The 22,731-nt window shown below is 70.5% G+C and carries 18 protein-coding genes and 2 pseudogenes; 8 read left to right on the top strand and 12 right to left on the bottom strand.

Annotation, left to right across the window (positions count from 1 at the left end; translation table 11 throughout):
- Positions 1-2: 2 nt before the first annotated feature.
- The 3 genes and pseudogenes from yidD to IEZ03_RS29645 all read left to right on the top strand — a co-directional run.
- A pseudogene (yidD, locus tag IEZ03_RS38730) lies at positions 3-291 on the top strand (membrane protein insertion efficiency factor YidD); the annotation flags it as partial.
- A gap of 87 nt (positions 292-378) precedes the next feature.
- On the top strand, positions 379-1,416 hold the full coding sequence (yidC, locus tag IEZ03_RS29650) for a membrane protein insertase YidC (protein ID WP_184890177.1): 1,038 nt from the start codon (positions 379-381) through the stop codon (positions 1,414-1,416).
- 37 nt (positions 1,417-1,453) lie between these two features.
- Positions 1,454-1,939 (top strand): Jag family protein, encoded by a 486-nt coding sequence (locus tag IEZ03_RS29645; protein WP_131986507.1) that lies wholly within the window; start codon positions 1,454-1,456, stop codon positions 1,937-1,939.
- Between the two features lie 612 nt (positions 1,940-2,551).
- Here IEZ03_RS29645 and IEZ03_RS29640 read toward each other — a convergent pair.
- Positions 2,552-3,016: a DUF6458 family protein gene (locus IEZ03_RS29640; RefSeq protein WP_184890176.1), complete on the bottom strand. Its 465-nt coding sequence runs from the start codon at positions 3,014-3,016 to the stop codon at positions 2,552-2,554.
- Between the two features lie 237 nt (positions 3,017-3,253).
- Here IEZ03_RS29640 and rsmG point away from each other — a divergent pair, with 237 nt between their 5' ends.
- The 3 genes and pseudogenes from rsmG (at position 3,254) to IEZ03_RS29625 (ending at position 6,033) form a co-directional block, all read left to right on the top strand.
- On the top strand, positions 3,254-3,931 hold the full coding sequence (gene rsmG / locus IEZ03_RS29635; protein ID WP_184890175.1) for a 16S rRNA (guanine(527)-N(7))-methyltransferase RsmG: 678 nt from the start codon (positions 3,254-3,256) through the stop codon (positions 3,929-3,931).
- 335 nt (positions 3,932-4,266) lie between these two features.
- Positions 4,267-5,053 (top strand): annotated as a pseudogene (locus IEZ03_RS29630) (ParA family protein).
- On the top strand, positions 5,050-6,033 hold the full coding sequence (locus IEZ03_RS29625) for a ParB/RepB/Spo0J family partition protein (protein WP_184890174.1): 984 nt from the start codon (positions 5,050-5,052) through the stop codon (positions 6,031-6,033). Before IEZ03_RS29630 ends, IEZ03_RS29625 begins: the two are co-directional and overlap by 4 nt.
- 701 nt (positions 6,034-6,734) lie before the next feature.
- Here the strand turns inward: IEZ03_RS29625 and IEZ03_RS29620 are convergent.
- The 3 genes from IEZ03_RS29620 to IEZ03_RS29610 form a co-directional block, all read right to left on the bottom strand.
- Positions 6,735-7,076: a hypothetical protein gene (locus tag IEZ03_RS29620; protein ID WP_184890173.1), complete on the bottom strand. Its 342-nt coding sequence runs from the start codon at positions 7,074-7,076 to the stop codon at positions 6,735-6,737.
- Between the two features lie 1,040 nt (positions 7,077-8,116).
- Positions 8,117-9,058: a D-alanine--D-alanine ligase family protein gene (locus IEZ03_RS29615; protein WP_184890172.1), complete on the bottom strand. Its 942-nt coding sequence runs from the start codon at positions 9,056-9,058 to the stop codon at positions 8,117-8,119.
- A gap of 86 nt (positions 9,059-9,144) precedes the next feature.
- Positions 9,145-10,377 (bottom strand): aminotransferase-like domain-containing protein, encoded by a 1,233-nt coding sequence (locus IEZ03_RS29610; RefSeq protein ID WP_184891018.1) that lies wholly within the window; start codon positions 10,375-10,377, stop codon positions 9,145-9,147.
- Between the two features lie 354 nt (positions 10,378-10,731).
- On the opposite strand from IEZ03_RS29610, the gene IEZ03_RS29605 reads away from it, so the two are divergent.
- Positions 10,732-11,349, top strand: a complete 618-nt coding sequence (locus IEZ03_RS29605) for a GNAT family N-acetyltransferase (RefSeq protein ID WP_184890171.1) — start codon at positions 10,732-10,734, stop codon at positions 11,347-11,349.
- 382 nt (positions 11,350-11,731) lie between these two features.
- On the opposite strand, the gene trxA is transcribed toward IEZ03_RS29605, so the two are convergent.
- A complete protein-coding gene (gene trxA, locus IEZ03_RS29600; RefSeq protein WP_184890170.1) occupies positions 11,732-12,046 on the bottom strand; it encodes a thioredoxin in 315 nt (104 codons plus the stop codon).
- A gap of 136 nt (positions 12,047-12,182) precedes the next feature.
- Positions 12,183-13,136 (bottom strand): thioredoxin-disulfide reductase, encoded by a 954-nt coding sequence (gene trxB / locus IEZ03_RS29595; RefSeq protein ID WP_184890169.1) that lies wholly within the window; start codon positions 13,134-13,136, stop codon positions 12,183-12,185.
- Positions 13,137-13,432: 296 nt separating this feature from the next.
- On the opposite strand from trxB, the gene IEZ03_RS29590 reads away from it, so the two are divergent.
- On the top strand, positions 13,433-14,005 hold the full coding sequence (locus tag IEZ03_RS29590) for a dienelactone hydrolase family protein (protein WP_184890168.1): 573 nt from the start codon (positions 13,433-13,435) through the stop codon (positions 14,003-14,005).
- 30 nt (positions 14,006-14,035) lie between these two features.
- Here IEZ03_RS29590 and IEZ03_RS29585 read toward each other — a convergent pair whose 3' ends face one another.
- The 6 genes from IEZ03_RS29585 to IEZ03_RS29565 all read right to left on the bottom strand — a co-directional run bounded on the left by IEZ03_RS29585 (position 14,036) and on the right by IEZ03_RS29565 (position 22,544).
- Complete coding sequence (locus IEZ03_RS29585; RefSeq protein WP_184890167.1) at positions 14,036-14,797, bottom strand: anti-sigma factor family protein; 762 nt, start codon at positions 14,795-14,797, stop codon at positions 14,036-14,038.
- Positions 14,794-15,417 (bottom strand): RNA polymerase sigma factor SigM, encoded by a 624-nt coding sequence (gene sigM / locus IEZ03_RS29580; protein WP_184890166.1) that lies wholly within the window; start codon positions 15,415-15,417, stop codon positions 14,794-14,796. Before sigM ends, IEZ03_RS29585 begins: the two co-directional genes overlap by 4 nt.
- Before the next feature lie 168 nt (positions 15,418-15,585).
- Positions 15,586-17,190: a protein kinase family protein gene (locus IEZ03_RS29575; RefSeq protein WP_184890165.1), complete on the bottom strand. Its 1,605-nt coding sequence runs from the start codon at positions 17,188-17,190 to the stop codon at positions 15,586-15,588.
- 194 nt (positions 17,191-17,384) lie between these two features.
- Positions 17,385-19,082 carry a murein biosynthesis integral membrane protein MurJ gene (gene murJ, locus IEZ03_RS29570; RefSeq protein WP_229808667.1) on the bottom strand — a complete coding sequence of 566 codons (1,698 nt, stop codon included), beginning with the start codon at positions 19,080-19,082 and terminating at the stop codon, positions 17,385-17,387.
- Between the two features lie 34 nt (positions 19,083-19,116).
- Entirely contained in the window at positions 19,117-21,564 is a 2,448-nt protein-coding gene (locus tag IEZ03_RS38255; protein WP_229808666.1) for a DUF6049 family protein, read from the bottom strand.
- Between the two features lie 467 nt (positions 21,565-22,031).
- The gene (locus tag IEZ03_RS29565; RefSeq protein ID WP_184890163.1) at positions 22,032-22,544 is read right to left on the bottom strand and encodes an aminoacyl-tRNA deacylase; all 513 of its coding nucleotides are present in this window, start codon (positions 22,542-22,544) and stop codon (positions 22,032-22,034) included.
- Positions 22,545-22,731: the final 187 nt, after the last annotated feature.

Genomic DNA, 22,731 nt, shown 5'->3' with positions numbered 1-22,731 from the left:
GCCTGCTGATCCTTCTCGTCCGCGCCTACCGCCGCTTCTTGAGTCCCCTGCTCGGGCAGCAGTGCAGATTCCAGCCCAGCTGCAGCGCGTACGGCCTGGAGGCCCTCCAGGTGCACGGGGCGCTGCGCGGCACGTGGCTGACGGCCCGCCGCATCGCGCGGTGCCACCCCTTCCACCCCGGGGGTCACGACCCGGTGCCGCCGAAGAAGTCGTCCGAGACGCCCTTCTCCGGGGAGCCTGGGGAGCACGTTCCCCAGGAGCGATCGATCCCCTCCGGGGGCCCCGGGGAGCCTTCCCCGAGGCGATCCGCGGCGGCTTCTTCGAACTCCGGCCGCGCGGAGAGCGGCCCCGCCCTAGCAGAGCCCAAGGAGCTGCCCGGTGCTTGATTGGTTGTACGAGATCGTCTCTCAGCTCATCGTGTGGATCCACACGGGGCTGAGCACCTTCGTCCCCGAGGACAGTGGATGGGCCTGGGGCGGCTCGATCATTCTGCTCACGGTCCTGCTGCGGCTCATCCTCGTCCCCCTGTTCGTGAAGCAGATCCACGCTTCGCGGAAGATGCAGGAGCTGAACCCCAAGGTCCAGGCGCTGCGCAAGAAATACAAGAACGACAAGCAGCGCCTCAACCAGGAGGTCATGAAGCTCTACCAGGAGAACGGCGCCAACCCGCTGGCGGGCTGCCTGCCCCTCCTGGTCCAGATGCCGATCTTCATCGGGCTGTTCCAGACGCTGAAGAAGATCTCCGACGCCGACCCCGGCGAGAGCGTCTTCGCCGTCTCGGCCGACCTCGTGGCGAGCGCGCAGCAGGCCAGCATCCTCGGCGCCCACATCCCGGACACCTTCCTGAACGCCTGGGGCTCCGACCCCAAGAGCTGGACCGCGATCATCATCACCGCCATCGCGGTGGTGATCAGCTCCATCACGACGTTCTTCACCGTCCGGGCGAGCATGAAGCGCCAGCCCATCACGGACGAGAACAACCCGATGATGCAGGCGCAGAAGATGATGGTCTTCCTCGCGCCGCTGTTCGGCCTCTTCGGCCTCGGGTTCCCGCTGGGCGTCCTCATGTACTGGGTCACGTCCAACAGCTGGACGCTGGCGCAGCAGCACTACATCTTCAAGAAGTACCCGCCGCCCAGCGCGGACGCCGACACGCCGACCACGTCCGGCAAGGCGGGCTCGAAGACCGGCACGAAGACCGGTACGAAGGCGGGCGCCAAGGCCGGTACCAAGACCGGTACCAAGACCGGCGCGAAGACCTCCGCCTCGAAGAACGGCCAGGGCTCCTCCGGCGGCAAGACGAAGCTGAAGAAGGAGACGGACACCGTCCCCGAGACGGACGACAAGCCGAAGGTCGTGCGCAACCAGCCGACCCGCAAGCCGCGCAGCAAGCGCAGCGGCACCCCGAAGCGCTAGTTTGAACCCCGAGCACGTGCCGGAGAAGGAGACCCCGTTGAGCCAGACCGACACGACCGAGGTCGACGTCCAGGCGCTCGAGCAGGAAGGCGAGATCGCCGCCGACTACATCGAGGGCCTGCTGGACATCGGTGACTACGACGGCGACATCGACATGGACGTCGAGGGCGAGCGCGCGATCGTGGCCGTCGTCGGCGCGTCCCTGGACGAGCTGGTCGGCAAACGCGGCGAGGTCCTGGAGGCGCTGCAGGAGCTGACCCGCCTGGCCGTCCACCGGCAGACGGGCAACCGCACCCGCCTCATGCTCGACATCGGCGGCTACCGCGAGCGCCGGCGCGCCGAGCTGACCAAGCTCGGCACCGACGTCGCGGACGAGGTCAAGCAGAGCGGCGAGTCGAAGCCGCTCGCGCCGATGACCCCGTTCGAACGCAAGATCGTCCACGATGCGGTCGCCGCGGCGGGCCTGCGCAGCGAGTCCGAGGGCGAAGAGCCCGACCGCTACGTGGTCATCTACCCCGCTTGACACTGGCGGCCGTCCTGCTCGGCCGACCTACGCACCATCCCACGAACGGCCCCGATGCCCTCGGCACCGGGGCCGTTCGCATTGGCCGGCCAAAGGGGGTGGGTGCAGCGTGCACGAGTTGAAAGCGCTGGGCGCACGCCTGTCGGCGCGCGGCCGAGCGGGCGAGCGGCGCCGTTGTTGCGGCCGGGCTGCCGCTGTGGCGCGGGCGGAGGCCGTCGGTCATCTGGACGAGGCCCTCGGGCTGTGGCACCGCGACCCGCTGGGTCGGGGTGGGCAGGGTGTCTGTGGGCAGGGTGTTCTGTGGGCAGGGCGTCCGTGGGCAGGGCGTCCGCGGGGATTAGAGCGTGTGGGTGATCGAGTGCGGGTGAGTGAGTGCGGGGTGGATGGTTGGGCTGGTTGGTGACGAGCGCGGGTTGTTGAAAGGGACGCCCCTCCCGCCCGGGGGCGGACCCGCTTAGTCCCAGTGTCAAGTCCCCGGTGGGCGAGGGCATGGGGAATCGCCGCCTGTGGATAACGCTTAGGAGGGCCCCGCGCCCTGCCCGGCGCGGGGCCCCTTGGGAGCTCGGTGTGCGCCGCCGCCCGAGCACACCGAGCAGGATCGGCGGCGGACGGCTACCTCCGGGCGGTCCGGCGCCACCGTCGGCGCTGCGGGACGGCCCGTCCCTCCGCATCGAGGCCGGACGCGTTCTGCACGGCCGGGTCCTGCGCGTATGCGGGGTCCTGGGCGTACGCCGGGTCCTGCGCGACGTTGCTGTGCGTCACGCCCTCGTCCGCCGGGTGTTCGATCACCCGTTCGACTCGCTCGGCCGGACGTCCGGCGCGGGGCGGGTCCTCGACGATGTGCTCCTCATGGACCACCGTTCCCGGCTCGTCCCCGTAGGCAGGGTCGGCGCCGACGATGCGGCCGGCGCGGCGCCGGGGCCGCGTGTACCGGAGGGTGAATCCCATGCTGATGAGCCCCACCAGGATCAGGATCCAGCCGACCAGGGTGATGTCGATGCCACTGAGCTCGACGCGGAGGGCGAACGCGAGAATCGCGCCGATGGCGATGAATGCGAGACTGACTCCGATTCCCATCTGTCGGAGCTCCTTCCAGGGGGAGGTCGGGCGACACACCGCCTTTACCCGAGGAGACGGGGTTATGCCGACGGGTCATGTGGTTCTTGCCATTACGCAAGGGTCCAGCGCCTCCGCCGGCCGGTCCGTCCGTCCGTCCTCGGCCCGGGTCGCCCAGGTGGGTGGTGTGGGCTTCAAACCCAAGGACGGACGTTTCGCGTGCACGCGCACGCTTGGTTCTGTGGAACGATTCGTCTGATGGGGATTGCACGGGAGGTATTCGGTGACGCTTTGCCGGTCGCGGAGCGCTATGCGGCGTTCCTCGCCGAGGACGGCGTCGAGCGCGGGCTCATCGGGCCGCGCGAGGTCGACCGTCTCTGGGAACGCCACCTGATCAACTGCGCGGTGGTGTCCGAGGTGATTCCGGCGGACGCGCAGGTCGTCGACATCGGCTCGGGGGCCGGGCTGCCGGGCATCGTGCTCGCGATCGTCCGACCCGACCTGCGGGTCACCCTGCTGGAACCGCTGCTGCGCCGTACGACCTTCCTAAACGAGTGCGTCGAGATGCTCGACCTGCCGAACGTCGTGGTGCGCCGGGCGCGGGCCGAGGACGTCGTCGAGGAGTTCTCCGTGGACGTGGCCACCGCGCGGGCCGTCGCCCCGCTCGAACGGCTCGCGACCTGGGCGCTTCCGCTGCTGCGTCCGGGGGGTGAGCTGCTCGCGCTCAAGGGGGAGCGGGCCGCCGCCGAACTGGACGAGGCGGCACCCGTGCTGGAACGGTTCGGGGTCCGGACCACCGAACTGCTTCAAGTCGGGCAAGGTATGGTCGATCCGCCGACAACGCTCGTCCGTGTGGTCGCCGGCCGAGGCGGGGTTGTCGGACGACGACAGCGCGCACCCCGGCGTGCAAAAGGGTCGAGGAAGAGGTCTTCATGAGCACGGGACCAGGACTGGGCCGGCCTGACCGCACAGGCGAATCCCCCGACGAACAGCCATTCGGCCTGGGCGGACCCGGCGAGGCGGCACCGCCCAACGGGACGCCGGAGGAGCAGGGCCCGGCCAAGGAGCCGGGGGCCGCGCCCTCAGGACACGCGATGTGGGGCAGCACGACGTCCGGGACGGCCGAGAACGTCGGCTATGTACCGACGCAGGCCGCCGCCGCGCCGCCCGGGCCGCGCAAGGGACCAACTCAGGGGGAGTCAGAACTCGTGCGCGAGGCGCTCAAGGACGCCAAGGTTTCACATGAAACATCGGCCGCGGCGGTGAAGACGATGCCGGGCCGCAGGGACCGGGAATGGCCGCGGCCGGACAGATGCCGCGTCATCACCATCCACCAGCTCGGTGAACCTCGCCGCATCGCTCGCCATGCACGGCGCCCAGGTGCTCGTGGTGGACCTCGACCCCCAGGGCAACGCCTCAACGGCCCTCGGCGTCGAGCACCACGCCGAGGTCCCGTCGATCTACGACGTGCTGATCGAGGACATGGCGCTCGCCGACATCATCGTCCCGGCGCCGGAGATCCCGAACCTCTACTGCGCGCCCGCGACCCTCAACCTCGCCGGTGCCGAGATCGAACTCGTCTCCAAGGTCGCCCGCGAATCGCGGCTGCGCCGGGCGCTCGACGCCTACGACACCGAGAAGTTCGACTACGTCCTCATCGACTGCCCGCCGTCCCTGGGGCTGCTCACGGTGAACGCCCTGGTCGGCGGGGACGAGCTGCTCATCCCGATCCAGTGCGAGTACTACGCGCTGGAGGGCCTCGGCCAGCTCATCCGAACCGTCGACCTCGTCAAGGCGCACCTCAACCAGAAGCTGAAGGTGTCCACGATTCTGCTCACGATGTACGACGCCCGGACGCGCCTCGCCGCGCAGGTCGCGGAGGACGTCCGCAACCACTTCGGCGACGTCGTCCTCAACACCGTGATCCCCCGCAGCGTCCGGGTCTCCGAGGCCCCGAGCTACGGACAGTCCGTCATGACCTACGACCCCGGTTCGAGCGGCGCCCTCGCCTACAGCGAAGCCGCCTCGGAGATGGCCCACGGAGGAGCCGCCCAGTGAGCCAGCAGCGACGCGGCCTGGGGAAGGGCCTCGGTGCCCTCATTCCCACCTCGCCGCCCCCGTCGGCCCCGGCCGAGATGGGCGAGCCGGGATACCCGGGCGGCCCCGCGGCTCCCCCGGCCAACGGCTCCTCCTCGGGGCCAGCGCTCGAGCCGGTCGCCGGCGCCCACTTCGCCGAGCTGCCGCTCAGCTCGATCACCGTCAACCCGCGCCAGCCGCGTGAGCACTTCGACGAGCAGGCCCTGGCGGAGCTGGCGGAGTCGATCGGCATCGTCGGGCTCCTGCAGCCGATCGTCGTCCGCAAGGTCACGTCGGGCGACCACGACTATGAACTCATCATGGGCGAGCGCCGGTGGCGTGCGTCCAAGATGGCGGGGCTGGACGTCATCCCGGCGATCGTCCGCGACACCGGCGACAACGACCTCCTCCGTGACGCCCTCATTGAGAACCTGCACCGTCAGCAGCTCAACCCGCTGGAGGAGGCGGCCGCGTACCAGCAGCTTCTCCAGGACTTCGGCGCCACCCATGAGCAGCTCGCCGGACGCATCGGCCGGTCGCGGCCGCACATCACCAATACGCTCCGTCTGCTTAACCTGCCGCCGGCTGTTCAGCGCCGGGTCGCCGCGGGAGTCCTTTCCGCCGGCCATGCGCGTGCCCTGCTCTCCCTCGACAGCATCGAGGCTCAGGAGCACCTGGCGCAGCGCATCGTCCAGGAGGGGCTCTCCGTGCGCGCGCTCGAAGAGCTCATCGCTCTCCGCGAGGTCGATGAACCGAAGACGCCGCGCCAGGGCCGCCGGAAGAAGCCCGTCGCTCCCGGTCTCCAGGAGCTGGCCGACCGCCTCTCCGACCGCTATGAGACGAAGGTGCGCGTCGACATGGGCCGCAACAAGGGCAAGATCGTCGTCGAGTTCGCCACCTTGGAGGACCTCGACCGCATCATCAAGTCGATGGCCCCGGACGACGGCCCGACCGAACCCTGACGGCAGGACGTCCGAGCGCCCCGGGAGGCATCTCCCGGGGCGCTCGTCTGTTCCCGGCGACTTCGGCTCTCAGGGCGCCGGGGACGGCCACGAGTGCCCGGCTTCACCACGGACGAACTTGCTGCATGCTCCTGGCGCTGATGAGTGACGTTGCCGTTGCCTAGGACGGTGTCGGTCGGATCGGAGACGCCCACGACAACCGGCGGGAGCGGGGGGTGGCGGAGCTCGTGGCTCGCCCATATCGAAGCCCTGAAGATCCCCATCGTGTCAGGCATCCCCGTAGCGCCGATCCGGTGACAGCTTCGGGACGCCCGCGATGACGGGACGAGCCGGGCTGGGAAGGGAGGGCTTCGGCGATTTCGGTGCCGAGGTCGGGGAGGCGGCAGAGGCTTTCGCCGTTGATGGGCCGTCGAAGTGGCGGGTGAGCGTAGCTGGAGGCGCAGGGTCGTTGGGGCGAGGTGGGCAATATGCCGATCCACGGCTCCCTTCGGATCCCCGTCCTGCGATAGTCACTCCCCCTGGCGGGGCGGACCGCGCTTGTTTCACGTGAAACAGTCTCCCTGTCCATGACGGCCAGGGACGTCTCATGCAGCTGCTTCGACGCGGCCAGAGCCGCAGCCAAGAAGTTCGGCAGGTACGTGGCGGGGCGTGACCGGAAGTCCAGGAGATGAGTCTCTCGGTAGGTTGGCTGTCTCCCCCGCCTACTCGGGCAAGGTGTAGCCGTCGTTCTCGTCCCACGGAATATCGAAGTCGTCCATGTGGACACGCCACTCGGCGCCGGGTAGCGACCGGCGCAGCTCCGTCAGCGAACCCAGCACATGATCGAGCACTGGTACCACCCGGTCGAAATCGGTCGGCATCTTCGTGGCCCCGGCCACGATCTCGTCCGGCTCCTGGGCCCCGTTCTCGTACAGGTACAGAGTCTCCTCGTACTCGTACGGGAAGGACTCCATGTGCGCGGCGACGATCCGATTGACAGCGGCCGTCTCACCGTCCGTGAGGGGGGTAGGCCGGATCGCAGAGTAGTAGAGGGAGACGCTCATTGCCTGAGCGTACCGAGGAGGAACGACTCGGCTCGCCGGTCAACCTCATCGCCTGGCGATGATGGCGGGCAGCGCAAGTCCACTATCTCCACGTACCCTCGCCAAGACTCGTCCCCCGACACCCACTCGACCGCTCAATCGGTGAGTGGACGGGCCAGGACGAGGTGACCGGGGACTGTCGGAGACGATGACTGGGCGCGGCACGGGCGCTAGCGGAGGTCTGGACGGCGGCGCGGCTGCGCGCGTCCGGCCTCGCGGTCCTGGCTTCTGGCCCTGACCGTCTCTGCACCGACCGGTCTCTGGCCGACCGGTCTCCGCACCGACCGGTCTCCACACTGAGGGTCTGTCGCTGGGACGGTGCTTCCGCTCTGGTCGGTTACCGCTCAGGCCACCTGCTGGCCTGGTGGCTGTTGACTGCGAATGTCCGTCTGCTGTGGCGGATCTTCGCGCGGACCGGCCTTCGCGCTTGGTGAAGCTCCGGGTGGGGTCACCGATCGTTGGCCGGCCGACGTGGGTCCCCTGAGAGCGCGGGGAGGCGGGCTCGTTCGTCGGCTGGTGCGACGGAATCGGTCCCCTGCGCAGGAATCTCCCGACCATGTTCCACGTGAAACAACGAGCTCACCGGCCACACGCGCTGACTCCCCAGTGGTCGTGGACCGCGGGCGTAGATGGAGCGCCAGGGAAGAAGTCCTCTTGGCGGTCGTTGCCGATGGAGCAGGGGGTGACTCACCTGCTGGACGCCAATGCCGCCACGGGACCGGACCCGGCACAGAAACCACGCCCTGGTTTCACGTGAAACCTGCGAGCGGCGCGACTATCAGCACGCCGAGGCAATCATCCGCAAGGGACGTCACCTGGGCGGCGGGGCGAGGAGGCGTAGCGAAGCGAGGCGAGGCGACGTGGCGGTGGGCGGGGGAACGAGGGCGTGTCGGGTGGGCGTCGTGTCGGGTGGGCGACGTGGCGGGGGCGCGGCGGGGTGGTGGGTGGCGGGCATGGGGGATGCGCTTGCCGCGTAGGTGTATGGCGCGTGCGCCGGGGGGTTAGGTGAGGCGGGTGGCGAGTAGGTCTCGGCAGACTTCGCCTAGGTCTAGGTCGGCGCCGCTGATGGCTCGGGGGAAGAGGCTCGTCTCGGTCATGCCGGGGGCGACGTTGACTTCCAGGAAGTGGACCTCGCCGTCGGGGGAGACGATGAGGTCGGTGCGGGAGAGGTCGCGGAGACCGAGCGCGCGGTGGGCTGTGACGGCGGCGGCGGTGGCGCGGGCCGTGGCGTCGGGGGTCAGGCGGGCCGGCGTGATGAACTCCGTGTCGCCTGCGTCGTAGCGGGCGGTGTAGTCGTAGCGTCCGCCGGGGGCGACAATCTCGACGGCGGGGAGCGCCACGGGGACGCCGTCGCGTTCGATGACGCTGACGGCGACCTCGGTGCCGGCGACGTACTGCTCGACGAGTGCGGAGTCGCCGTAGGCGAAGCAGCCGACCATGGCGGCGGAGAGGTCGGCGGCGTCGTGGACGACGGAGGCGCCGAGAGCCGAGCCGCCTCGGGTGGGCTTCACGAAGAGCGGAAGGCCGAGGCTGCCGATGATTCGATCCAGGACGGACGCCGCGCCGAGGTCGTGGAAGATCTCCTTGGGGAGCGCGACCGACTTGGGGGTTCGGAGGTCGGCGCGTCGCACGACGGACTTGGCGGTGGGCTTGTCCCAGGCGACACGGCAGGCGTCGGGACGGGCGCCGACGTAGGGGACGTCCAGGAGTTCGAGGATGTCGCGGATCGAGCCGTCCTCCCCCGCGGCGCCGTGCAGCACGGGGAACACGGCGTCCGGCGGGTCCTCGGTGAGGGAGTCGAGGAGTGTCGCGTCCGCGTCGCGGAGTTCGACGGGGATGTCCAGGGCGCGCAGTGCGTCCGATACGCGGCGGCCTGAGCGGAGTGAGACCTCCCGCTCGTAGGAGAGTCCCCCCGCCAGGACGACGACATGCCCGAGTTCCACTGGTTGGTGCTCCTCTACGTGACGGGGTGCGAAACGAAAGCGCCGGCCTCCCGGTCGGCGAGGCCGGCGCGTTTCACGTGAAACATTCAGACGACGTCCGGGCCGGGCGCCTGGAAGCCGGTGGATCCGCCCGTGACGGCCCCGCCGAAGGTGTCCCGGAGCCGGATCTCATCCTCCACCACTCCGGCGAGCCGCCGGATGCCCTCGCGGATCCGGCCGGGCTCGGGGAAGCAGTAGGAGAGCCGCATGTGGCGGTGGCCGGTCCCGTCGGCGAAGAAGCCGGTCCCCGGGACGTACGCGACCCGTTCGGCGATCGCGCGGGGCGCCATGGCCTTCGCGTCGAGGCCCTCGGGAAGCGTCACCCAGACGAAGAAGCCGCCGCTGGGACGCGTCCAGGTGCAGCCGTCCGGCATGAGCTGTTCGAGGGCGTCGAGCATCGCGTCGCGGCGAGTCCGGTAGAGCTCGCGGAAGTCCTTGATCTGCTCCCGCCACGGTTGCGTGGCGAGGTACTCCCGGACGGCGAGCTGGGAGAAGTTGGACGGGCACAGGATCGCGGACTCGGCGGCCAGCACGAGCTTGGCCCGGACGGCGTGCGGCGCCAGCACCCAGCCGACGCGGAGGCCGGAGGCGATCGTCTTGGAGAACGAGCCGAGGTAGATGACGCGGTCCGGGTCGTCCGCGCGCAGCGCCCGCATGGGTTCGCCCTCGAAGCCGAGGAGCCCGTACGGGTTGTCCTCGACGACCAGGACGTCGTATTCGGCACAGATTTCGAGGATCTGCGCGCGGCGCGCGGTGGTGAGGGTGACACCCGCGGGGTTCTGGAACGTCGGGACGGAGTAGAGGAACTTGACCGAGCGTCCCTCCCGGCGCAGCCGCGCCAGGGTCTCGCGGAGCGCGCTGGGAACGAGGCCCGCGTTGTCCAGGGGGACGTGCACGACGTCCGCCTGGTAGGACGCGAACGTGCCGAGCGCACCGACGTAGGACGGCGCCTCGGCGAGGATGACGTCGCCCGGATCAATGAAGATCTTGGTGATGAGGTCGAGTGCCTGCTGGGCGCCGACGGTGACGACGACGTCGTCCGCGGACGCCTGGATGCCTTCGAGGGACATCACCTCGCAGATGTGCTCGCGGAGCTGCCCGTCGCCCTGCGCCGATCCGTACTGCAGGACGTCCGCGCCCTTGCCCGCGACCAGCTCCCCGACCATCCCACCGACGGCGTCGAGGGGGAGCGCGGAGACGTACGGCATCCCGCCGGCGAGGGAGACCACCTCGGGACGAGCGGCCATCGCGAACAGAGCCCGGATCTCGGAGGGCACCATGCCGGCGGCGCGCGCGGCATAGCGATCGGTGTAGGCATCTGTGCGCGAATGCTGTTCCACGAGGCACCTCCGAGGTGGACTGGCTTGCCCTGCAAACTACGCCATTGGCTGGGACGATCCGGCGCAGACCCTGGCGCGCCGCCCCGGTTCGTCCTGTCGCCGCGACGCTTCGGGCGGACGGTTCCGGCACAAGATCCTTACCGGGCGCGCCATCGGGGTAGGGACTCCCCTGTCCGATACGATGCCCGAGGATCCCGGAATGTTTCCGGGGATTCCGCGAGTGGCGTTCCGCCCGAGAAGCCCGCCGGCCCGGCCCGGCCGCAGGTTTCGATCGCAACAGGGGGTGCCGACCCGGTGTCGCGTCGTCTCGTCAACATCACGCTGGACAATCTCGGCGATCTGCCACATCGCTGCCGCAGTTGCGTGTTCTGGGAACTCGACCCGGTCAGCCGGGACCGGGCGCTGGCGACCGGTGACTCCGCCCTGGAGAAGGAGGCGTGGACCTCCTCGACGCTCCTCGAATGGGGCAGCTGCGGCAAGATCGTGTACGTCGACAACGTCCCCGCGGGTTTCGTCATGTACGCGCCGCCGCTGTACGTCCCGCGCTCGGTGGCGTTCCCGACGAGTCCCGTCAGCGCGGACGCGGTCCTGATGATGACCGGGCACATCCTGCCGGAGTTCGCGGGCGGCGGACTCGGCCGGATGCTGGTGCAGGGCGTCGCGAAGGACCTCACCCGGCGCGCGGTTAAGGCGATCGAGGCGTTCGGCGACCTGAAGGGCGAGGAGGGCGGGTGCATGGTGCCCGCCGACTACCTGCTGTCGGTCGGTTTCAAGACCGTCCGCCCGCATCACCGGTATCCGCGGCTGCGGCTGGAGCTGAAGTCGGCCCTCTCGTGGCGTGAGGACGTCGAGGTCGCCTTGGAACGCCTCCTCGGCTCCATGACCCCGGAAGGCGCCCTACGGCCCGTCTAGGACTCTCTCAGCCCTTCGACGACGACGTCCCCTGCGTCCACCACGCCCGTATCGCCCTTCCCCCCGGCGGGGCGGGGTCTCTCCACAACGGGTTATCCACAGGACGCGATTTCGCTGCCCCACGTCTTGGTGAGGCTTGACGCTGGAGGTAAGCGGTCCGCCCCCTGGGCGGGCGGGGCACGCTTTTTCAACACACGTGTCTCTCGCAGATGCGCGTTTCCCAGATGCGTCTCTCGCACGTGCGTGCTCCGCGGATGCAGGTCGCCTACATGCAGGTCCCGGGCTGCAGGTCTCGGGCTGCAGGTCTCGTGCATGCAGGTTGCTTAGATGCGTGTGGCCCGCGCTCCTTGGCGGAGTGCGGGCCACAGGCGCAGTTCGAGGGTCAGATGAACTCGGAGAGGTCCTTCAGGAGGGCCGCCTTGGGCTTGGCGCCCATGATCTGCTTGACGACCGCGCCGCCCTTGTAGACGTTCATCGTCGGGATCTGCATGATGCCGTACTTCTGCGGTACCTGCGGGTTCTCGTCGATGTTGAGCTTCACGATCTCGATCTTGTCGCCGTGCTCCTTGGAGATCTCCTCCAGGATCGGCGCCACCATGCGGCAGGGGCCGCACCACTCGGCCCAGAAGTCGACGAGAACGGGCTTGTCGTTTTCCAGGACTTCGGACGTGAAGTCGGCGTCGGTCACGGCTTTCATGGTTCTCCTTCTGTTCTCGCGCGCAGGCGGGGCTCCGCGCGTGTCTGGCGGTCGTGCTCCGGAGGCGGACGTTGATGGCCGGGCCGAGCCCCGGAGCACGACAAAGCGTCCGGGGGTGGACGCGCGTGACGGTGACTCAGGACTGCGGGACGTTGTCCGCGGCGTCCTGGTCCTGGAGCCACCGCTCGGCGTCGATGGCGGCCGCGCAGCCGGTGCCGGCAGCGGTGACGGCCTGACGATAGATGTGGTCGACCACGTCGCCGCAGGCGAACACGCCGGGGACCTTCGTCTTCGTGGTCGGGGCGTCGACGAGCAGGTACCCGTCGGTGTCGGTCTCCAGCTGGCCGGCGAAGAGCTCGCTGCGCGGGTCGTGGCCGATCGCGATGAACAGGCCGGTGACCTCCAGCGCGGACGCCTCACCGGTCTTCGTGTTCCGGACGGTCACTCCGGTGACGCGGTCGTCGCCGGTGATGCCGGTGACCTCGCTGTCCCACAGAAACTTGATCTTCTCGTTGGAGAACGCGCGCTCCTGCATGATCTTGGAGGCGCGCAGCTGGTCGCGGCGGTGGATCACGGTGACGGAGCGGGCGAACTTGGTGAGGAAGATCGCCTCTTCCATCGCGGTGTCGCCGCCGCCGACGACGGCGATGTCCTGCTCGCGGAAGAAGAAGCCGTCACAGGTCGCGCACCAGGACACGCCGCGCCCGGACAGGCGCTTCTCGTCCGGCAGGCCCAGCTCCCGGTACCCGGAGCCGGTCGCGACGATCACGGTCCTGGCGAGGTAGGTCTCATCGCCGACCTTGACGACCTTGGGGTCCGCGGTGAGGTCGACCTCGGTGACGTCGTCGGTGATGAGCTCGGCGCCGAAGCGCTCGGCCTGCTTGCGCAGGTTGTCCATGAGGTCCGGGCCCAGGATGCCGTCCGGGAAGCCGGGGAAGTTCTCCACGTCGGTGGTGTTCATCAGGGCACCGCCGGCCGTCACCGAACCCTCGAACACCAGCGGCTTCAGGTCGCCGCGGGCGGCGTAGACGGCGGCCGTATAGCCCGCGGGGCCCGATCCGATGATGATGACGTTACGGACGTCGCTCACTGTTCTGCGCCTCTCCTCCATGGCCACCTATGCCGCTAGTCGCGTCAACCGATCCTAGGCCCCGCTGATTCCCGCCACACCGGCGTGTCCGTTGCGGCGCCCGAGCGTCGGGCACTGAAGAGGCCTCCGGCCGGCCCTGCGGCGGCCCTGCGGTGGGCCTGTGGCGTGATCGCGCGGCGTCGCTCCCGACCTGCCGGAGGCGCCGGCCGATCGGATTCCCGCGGGCTCACAACCCGCCTTCGGAGCTGATCGCTATGAGCCGGGCCGTCCGCATGCTTGGTCATAGGGTGTGGGGCATGGCGCGTGTTCTGCTTCTCCACTCGATGTACGGGTTGCGGCCCGCGGTGCTTCAGGCGGCCGAGCGGCTGCGTGCGGCCGGGCATGAGGTGCGTGTTCCCGACCTCTACGACGGGCGGGTCGTCGACACGCCCGAGGCGGGCATCGAGATCAAGGAGGAGATCGGCCGGGACGAGCTGCTGCGGCGGGCCGTGGCGGCGGCCGCGCCGCTGGTGGGTGAGGGCGGCCTCGTGTACGCGGGGTTCTCGCTCGGTGGTTCGCTCGCCCAGAACCTCGCGTTCGCGGACGCCAAGGCCGCCGGGCTGCTGCTTCTGCACGGAACGTCCGACATGGCGGACGACGTCTCCACCGACATCCCCGTCCAGCTGCACGTCGCCGATCCCGACACCTACGAGCCGGTCGACTGGCTGAACGCCTGGTACCTGCGGATGCGCCGCGCGGGCGCGGACGTGGAGGTCTTCCGCTACCGGGGCGCCGGGCACCTGTTCACCGACCCGGACCTGCCCGACCACGACGCCGAGGCCGCCGAGCGCGCCTGGACGATCGCCCTGGACTTCCTGGACTCCCTCTAGAGCGCGGGCGGCGGCCGGGCGCGGGGCGGGTCAGGTGTTCTTCAGCGTCTTCAGGACGCCCGGGTCGCCGGCGGAGCAGTCCGGACCGACGACCCAGACGTTCCACTTGCCGGACTCGTCGCCGCGTGCCGCGATGACGTAGGCGGGTTTCCCTTCGTAGGCGGCCTCGTCGACGAGGTCGGGAGCCTTCCCCTGGGTGACGGCGTAGACGCAGCCCCTGAGCCGTGGACCGGCCGGGTCCGCGGCGGCGGCCTGCCGCCTGCTGTCCAGGAGTTCGGCGACCTGGGAGCCGAGTTCGCCGGCCCGGTAGTCGGTGCCGCTGCGGGCGACGTTGAAGGCCGGTGCGGGCGATGGAACGGCCGCCTTCGGCCCGACCTCGGCCGAGGCGGAGCTGTCCTGCGGCGGGGTCGCCGCGGCGCCGTCCTCGCTGTCCGCCCCGTCCAGGGCGATCGAGCCGACCGCCGCTCCGCCGCCGACCACGATCACGGCCGCGGCGGCCGCCGAGAGTATCCGCCAATGCCGCCTTCCGCGCCGCTGCTCCATGCTCACCACGGTGGCCGTGTTCAGCGACTCCGCGGCGATCGCGGTGTCGATGCGCTCGGCCAGTTCGGCGGGCATGGACGGCACGGGTGCCTCCGCCAGGATCCGGGACACGTCCGCAAGGTCGGCGGACAGGTCGCGGCATTCGGCGCAGGTGTCCAGGTGCGCGCTGACGGAGGCGGCTTCGTCGTCTTCGAGCAGTCCCTCGGCCAGATCGGCCAAGACGTCGTAGTCAAGATGTGCGGGGTTCACTTGGGCATGCCACCTCCTTCCACACCTCCGACGTTTTTGTGTTCCCGTCGGTTCCGGTGGTGCACGAGAAGCGGCGCGAGCCTGGCGCGGCCCCGCGCGCACCGGCTCTTGATCGTTCCGGGTGGGACCTCCATGACCTGCGCGGCGTCGTCGACGGAGTAGCCCATCATGTCGACCAGGACCAGGGCGGCGCGCTGCTCGTACGGAAGCTGCTGCAGCGCCGTGCTGACGTCGAGGGAGACGCCGTGCGCGTCGGTCGGGTCGGGCATCTTCGGCGCGACGGCGTCGAACGTGGCGTCGTCGCCCATCGGCGTCGCCGGGCGGACGGACTTGCGCCTGATGCGGTCCAGGCACGCGTTCACGACGATCCGGTGCAGCCAGGTGGTGACGGCCGCGTCGCCGCGGAACCGCGCGGCGGCGCGGAACGCCGAGAGGCAGGCGTCCTGCAGCGCGTCCGCCGCCTCCTCCGGGTCGCCGATGGTCCGCAGGGCGACGGCCCACATGCGGTCGCGGTGGCGGTGCACGAGTTCGGCGAACGCGTGCGGGTCCCCCTGGGCGTGGCGGGCGAGGAGCTCCTTGTCGGGCACCTCGTCGACCCGACGCATGCTCACCGATGTCATGAGCGGCCGCTTTCGTGTTCTGGACGCTCGGTCGGTGCGGGGCGTCCACGACCGGCTGCTGGGGAATGCACCACAGGTTCCTGGGGGCGAGGGGACAATCTGCTCACAGGCACGATACAGACATGCGCCACTCCTCGTCACAGCTCAGGAGCGCCGTAACGAGGGTGATCAGCCCGCCGCGCCGTAGACGGTGACCTCGCCGAGCCTGCCCTTGGCGGGCGACGAGGGGAGCTTGGTGAACCAGACGAGGACGTATTGCCCGGTGACGTGCGGGTTGGCGGTGACGGTGATCTCGCCGCCGTTGGGCGTCTGCTGACCGACCGCCTTCAGGCCGCTCAGCGACTGCGAGTCGCCGACCCTGACCTGCAGCGTTCCGCCGCTGACCGGCGAGTGGATCTTGACGTTGGCGATGTCGACCGGCTTGCCCATGTCGAGCAGGACGCCGAGGCCCTTGGAGTAGTTGCCGAAGTTGGCGTCGGCGTAGCGCTGCGTCGCCCATTCGCCGCTCGGCCGCCCGTCGATGACCGTTTCGATGTCGTCGCCGATGGCGGTGTCCTGGTTGGTGGGGCGCGAGTCCTGGAAGGGGGCCGCGTTCTGCGCGTCCAGCTTCACCACGGACGGCTTGGGCTGCGCGCTCTGCTGGCCCGGGTCGGTGACGCCGCCGTCCTCCGGGTCGCCGCCGCCGCTGGACAGCGCCCAGACGCCTATGCCGACGATGACGGTGAGCGCCGCCGCGGCGACGCCGAGGAGGGCGCGGTTGCCGAAGGGCCCGGACCCGCTGCCGCCACTGTGCGCGCCGCGGCTGCGGGCCGGTGTCGTGCGGGTGGACGACGACGCCGGCGGCGCGTAGTCGGCGTGCTGGGCGCGCGTCCGCGGCGGCGGGACGTGCGACGCGTGCGTGCGGTCCCGCGCGGACGGCTGGTCCGGCCGCGTCGTCGTCGACGTCGCGCGGCGGGGAGCCGCGGGGCGCGGGGTCGGCGGCTGGGCGTTGCCGAGGCCGGCGAACAGCGGCAGCGGGGTCCGGGGGACGCCGCGCAGCGCCTTGGCCAGGTCGGCGGGGGAGGCGAGCGGCTCGGCCCGGCCGATGCCGAGGCAGCGGCACACGAGCGCGTCGACCGCGTGCGAGATGCCGGCCTGGACCTGCCGGGGCGCGTACGGGACGCCGTCGGCCGTGGGCGCGGCGGGCAGCGCGGAGCCGCTCTCGTCGCCGGGCCAGTGCGCGGTGAGCGCCGCGTACAGCATCCGGCCGAGGCCGCGGACGTCGTCGCCGCCGGGGTCGTCGGAGTGCATGTCGCCGAGGACGGCGTTGGTCGCGACGCCGAGCAGCTTCACCGTGCCGCCGGTCGTCCAGACCAGGTCGCGGGGCGTGAGGCACAGGTGCGACAGGCCCGCGGCGTGCGCGGCGGCGATGGCCTCGGACGCCTCGTACAGCAGCGTCGCGGCGCGGCCGGGCTCCAGCGGCGCCTTGGCGAGCATGCCCTCCAGCGTCTCGCCGGCGACCCACTCGCTGACGACGTAGGCGCTCTCGCCGCTGTCGTCGGCGTCGAACACCTGGGTGAGCCGCGGGTCGGTGAGCCGGCTCGCCGCGCGGGCGGAGGTGACCACCTCGCCGATCCGGGGGAACTTCGGGTCGAAGGTGCGGACGGCGACGGCCCGGGCGAGGATCTCGTCGATGGCCTTCCAGAGGCTCGATCCGCCTGAGTCGCTGATGCGCTCCTCAAGCCGGTAGCGGCCGGCGAGACGTGTGCCGGGCTCGATGACGGACGTGCTCACGGCAGCGTCCTGCGCAGGTGGTCAGATCCCATGTTAGTGGCGTGGCAGCTTACGCCTCCGACCCTCCTCTTTGCGTTCCCCAGGGTGTCGCCCCGCAAGCCGTAGTCCCCCACATGGTAGTGGCTACTCGCACGAGTGGCCCGCCTTATCGCCGCGCGTCCTTTTTACTTTGCCGTGCTTTCCGGGCGCGGAGGTCAGCGGCCGGGCAGTTTCCGGGCGAAGGTGGAGATCGCCGTCTGGACCTCGTCCACCCGCAGGAGCTTCGCGAAGACCAGGTACAGAATGCCGCCGCCGGCGGAGCCGACGACCAGCGTGATGAGCGCCGGGACCAGCGTGGAGGTGTCGCCCACGGCGTCGGCGACGGTGTGCGTGGCGTAGGCGAACCCGATCAGCGGCCAGATCGCGACCGCGAGCTTCAGGTGGCCGCCGACGATGCGGCGCCCGTCGATTCCGCCGAGCTTGCGGCGCAGGACCAGCCAGCAGGTCAGCGTGCCGACCACGTTGGTGATCGCGAACCCGCCGGCGATGCCGACCACGATCCACCGGACGTCGAGGACGCTGTAGGCGGTGAACGCCATGATGATGTTGGTCGTGACGGTGACCATGCCGATCAGCGCGGGCGTCCTGGTGTCGCGGTGGGCGTAGAAGACCCGCAGCATCAGCTGGTAGATCGAGAACGGCACGAGCGCGATCGCGAACATCTGCATCACCCGCGCGATGACCAGGGCGTCGTCGGCCGAGGTGTTGCCGTGCGCGAACAGCACCGTGGTGATCTCCGGGCCGAGCACCAGCATCAGCGCCGCCGCCGGCATGATGATCACCGAGGAGAGCCGCAGCCCGGTGGAGAACGCGGCGCGCAGGTCCGCGGTCTTGCCCTCGGCCGCGAACCGGCTCATCCGCGGCAGCAGCGCGGTGATCACCGAGACGCCGACGATGGCGTACGGCAGCTGGAAGAGCTGGTAGGCGTTGAAGTACGGCGTGTACCCGTAGCCCTCGCCGATGCCCTCGTCCACCGCGAGGTTCCCGGCGCGGTTCGCCAGCGCGGTCACGACGGCGAACGCGGCCTGCGTGGCGACGACGTACACGAGCGTCCAGGCGCCCAGCCGCAGGACCTCGCCGATCTCGCCGCGCTGGAAGTCCAGCCGCGGCCGCCACCGGAACCCGACCCGGCGCAGGGACGGCCACAGCGCGACCGTCTGCAGCACGATCCCGCCGGTGGTGCCCAGGGACAGCAGCATCATCTGGCCGTCGGTGATGTCGGACGGGGTGACCGGCCCGGCGGTGATCGCCAGGAACGCGCCGCCGATGGCGATCACCACGATGTTGTTCAGCACGGGCGCCCACATCGGGGCGCCGAAGCTGCCGCGGGTGTTGAGGATCGCCCCGGCGAACGCGCCGACGCCGTAGAAGAACAGCTGGGGCAGGAAGAACCGCGCGAACAGGATCGCGACGTCCCGCTGGTCGCCGGTGAAGCTGCCCGCGAGGATGTCGATGAACAGCGGCGCGCACAGCACCGCGACGACGGTGAGGACGGCGAGGCCGATCACCGCGAGGGTGAACACCCGCTGCTCGTACCGCTCGCCGTACTCGCGGTCGCGTTCCTTGGCCCGCACCAGCAGCGGGACGATGACGCTGACGAGGATGCCGCCGAGCAGCAGGTCGTAGATCTGGTTGGGGACCGTGTTGGCGGTGTTGTAGGCGTTGGCGAGCATCCCGGTGCCGAGCGCGGCGACGATGACCGCCGTCCGCAGGAACCCGGTGACGCGGGACGCGAGCGTCCCCACCGCCATGATCGCGCCGGAGCGCAGCAGGCCGCCGCCGCCACCGGTCGCCTGGCCCGTGCCGCCGCCCTTGGGGGGCTCCCCCGGGCCGCCGCCGGTGCGCGTGTCCACCGCCGGCTCGCCGCTCCCGCCGGGGAGGGGGATGTCAGTCGCGGTCTCCGCCGCCGCGGGGTTCCCCGTCGCCGGCGGTGCGCCCGCCGCGCCCGGGGGAGTTCCCGTCGGCTGCGGGCTCGGGTACCGCGTCCCGGGGGGCTGCGGGGTCCATCCCGGGGGCGGTCCCTGCGGCGGCCCCGGCGGAGGACCCTGTGGAGGGCCCGGCGGGGGACCCTGCGGCATGCCCTGCGCCGGGTGGCCCTGCCCCGGGTGCCCCGGAGAGCCCGGGGGTGGGTAGCCCGGGCCCTGCGAGCCCTGCGCCGGGGAACCCGTACCCCTGCTGTCCCGTCCCGGGGGGCGTCCCTGCTGGTCCCGCTCCGTCACCGGCTGCCTCCGCTTTCCGGCGGCGCCTTGCTCTGATGGCCCGCACTCCGACGCCCACGAAGAGTACGGCAAGTCCGCCGCCGGTGATGAGCAGTGCGATACGCCCGTATCCGGTCGTGACGACCGTGATGGTCTCGCCGTTCCCCAGCGTCCGCCCGCCGGAGTTCGGGATCGCCAGGTCGAGGCGGACCCGGAAGTTCCCGTTGCCCGCCGCCTGCGCCGGAATCCACCGCTGCGCCCGCTCCCCGGGCCGCAGCTCGATGACCGCCTCCTCCGGGTCCAGCTGCGCGAGCTGGAGCTTCGCGGTGTTCTCGGACGTCGCGACGAGCCGCACCCGCACCGACTGGTTCCGCAGCGTGTTCTCCACGAGCACCGGCAGCTTGCCGGAGCTGCCGCCCATCAGCACCCGCTTGTTCTTGGTGGTGACGATGCGGACCTGGCTCATGTCGGACTCGATCCGATGCGTGAGCGCGTTGCGGGACTGCTTCGCGCGACCCGGCATCGCCCGCCACGACACCGACGCCAGGCGCAGCAGCGCACGCTCGTAGGAGATGTTGACGTCGTTCGTCATCACCGACCGGAACGTCGCCGCGCGGCGGGCGAGCGTCCGGATCTGCGCGAGGTGCGCGTCCCCCACCTCGAACCGCTCGAAGGAGTCGGGGTAGCCGTTGAACGCCCTGGCCTGCGGGGCGGTGGACTCGATCTCGTCCAGCGGCAGGTCGCGGAGCCACGCCGCGTCGCCGGTGTACCTCAGCAGCTTCTCCGCGAGACCCGGCGCCGGGTTCCAGTGCCGGTCGGGCGCGACGACCACGGTGCGCTGCTGGTTCGGCGCCTCCGCCGCGATCATCGCCGTCTCGGCGAGGAAGCGCTGCTCGGTCAGCAGCGCGCCGTAGGACGACTCCGAACCCTCGCTGACGATCTTGTTGAGCTTCTCGTCGAACAGCAGGGCGTTCTGCTCGCCCGCCCTCGTCGGCACCTTCGTGGTCGCGTTCGGCAGCTCCCCAGTCTGCGGGGGCTGGAACTGCGAGCTGCTCATCAGGAACGACCCGCCGTCCTTCAGCGCGTGCTCGGCGAGCTGTTCAAGCGTTCCAGGACCGGCCGCGCCGTACGCCGGCCAGGCGACGTTCGCGTTCGCCGCCCGGCCGAGGACCTGTGTCGCGACACCGGTGTTGCGCGCGGCGAACGCGACATCGATGTCGCGCGGCATCTTGTGGCGGATGAGGGCGACGACGTCGGGGTCGCCGTACGGCAGCGTGAAGTACGGGTCGCTCTTGGACGCGTTCTTCAGCGCCGCCAGCCACGCCGCCGCGGCCGCGCTCTTCTCCTTCTCCGCCGCCTTCGCGCCGAACGGCTCCACCCTGTAGTCGCCGGACGCCATGCGTTGCGCGTCGTCCAGCAGGGCCGGGTCGATGCCCCACGTGACGGGGGTGTCCGTCGCGGCGGCCGCGTCCACGAGCGACCCGAGCCGCCCCCTGGGCGCCAGGTCCTGGGTGAGGCGGTCGTCGAAGAACGTCTGGTCGTCGGTCCGGTGCATCCGGTCGACCAGCGGCCACACCCAGCTGACCGCCACCTGCTTGAAATGCCGCTGCTTCGGCATGAACGTCAGGAACGTCGTCAGCCCGCCGACCACCTGCTGCGCCGAGTTCAGCACCTCGACGCCCACCGGGTAGACGCCCGGGGTGCCGGCCGGGGCGTTCAGCCGCAGCGCGCCGGCGCTGGTCTTGAACGTCCACTTCTGCGTCGCACCCGGCGCGACCGCGCCGCTGAGCGGCTGCTGCGGGCCCACATTGGGCATCAGGCTCGGCTGGCCGGTCGAGAACTGGTCGAGCTGGCTCCGGCTGAGGACCGGCTGCGCGCTGTACCGCAGCCGCAGCGTGAGCCCGGCGAGCTGCTCGCCCGTACGGTTCTTCGCCAGCCCCGAGATCTCGATCTTGGAGTTGTCGCGGACCGTCTTCGGGCTCACCTTCGTCAGCCCGACCCCCACCTGAGCCCGCTGCAACGCCAGTTTCTGGGGCTGCGCCGACGCCGCGGCCGGAGGCACCAGGGCCGCCGGCGCCGCCAACGCGAAACAGGGCAGGAGAGCGGCCAGCGCGACCGCGCGTTTGACGCGTCTCACGCCGCATCCGCCCAGGCGCCGCCGAGCGCCGGGCCGACTCCAAAAGCCGCACCGGCCACGCACCTGGCCGCCTCGGACCGGCGGGCATCCGTATCCCGCACCACGGGGTGAGTTTATGGCATTGCCCTCGGCGGTCGGGCCCTAGAGGGCCCTCCCTTCAACGGGCAATGCGCGCGATCGCTGCATCGCTCCGGCTCGCCCAGGGGCTCGCTGCGCGATCAGGTTTCTTGCTTCGCTCGAAACCTGCCTTCGGACGCGATCGCAGGCGTTGAGGCTGTTGCGGGGTTGCTGTGGTGGCTGGGGTCACCACGTATGTGTGCCGCTTGGGGGTTTGGCCCGCTCCCCTTGCCGTGGGCTTGTGCGCTGTCAGATGCTCCGCAAGCTCGCGATCGCGTTTGACCGCTTCCACTTCTCGCAGGGTTGCGGTCTGGCCTGGTCGCGTGCGGTGGGGTCGCCTTTGGGGTGGGTTAGGGGACTGGGGTTTTGGGGGTGGTCAGGTCGGCTGGTTTGGCGTGGGTCAGGGCGTAGAGGGTGCGGGCTCGGATGCCCAGGGCGGTGGAGGCTTCGCCGGTTGCCGTGTAGACGACGTCGTCGGGTGGGAGGGCGTCCATGACGCGTTGGTCTACGAAGACGGGCATGTCGTCCGGGAGGAGGAGGGGGCAGACCAGGTTGGCCGCGTACTCGGTCGCGGTGTTGACGAGGTCCGCGTGGGCCGGGCGGACGGTCTTCGCCCCGACCGTGGCGCGGACCGCGTCGGTGGACGGGCGGCCGCCCGCGGGGACGATCACGCCGGTCAGGAAGCGCTGGTCGCCGAAGGCGTCGTCGCAGGAGTAGACGCGCGTCACCAGGCACCGTTCGGAGGGCAGGCCGAGGGCTCTGGGGAGCTCGTCGGCGTGGGCGAGCGCGAAGGGCAGTCGCACGATCTCGTGGACGGCCTCCCATTCGAGCAGCGCGCGGTGGATGGTCAGAGCGTCCTTCATCTTCGGCTCCATCCCGCGGGGGTCGCCCCGCTCACCCCCGTGCCTGGTTTCCCTGTGTCCCCCTGGATCGCAATCTGCGAGGGATATCCCCACATACCCGAGACGTCCGGTTTAACCCTCGCCATACGTCGTGCAAAAACACTCGCGATGCGCCTCAGCCGCACACGCGGCGGGCCGTGGCCCTGCT

The organism is Actinomadura livida, from assembly GCF_014648675.1.
Taxonomy (GTDB): Bacteria; Actinomycetota; Actinomycetes; order Streptosporangiales; family Streptosporangiaceae; genus Spirillospora; species Spirillospora livida.
This window is presented reverse-complemented; position numbering and strand designations above follow the sequence as displayed.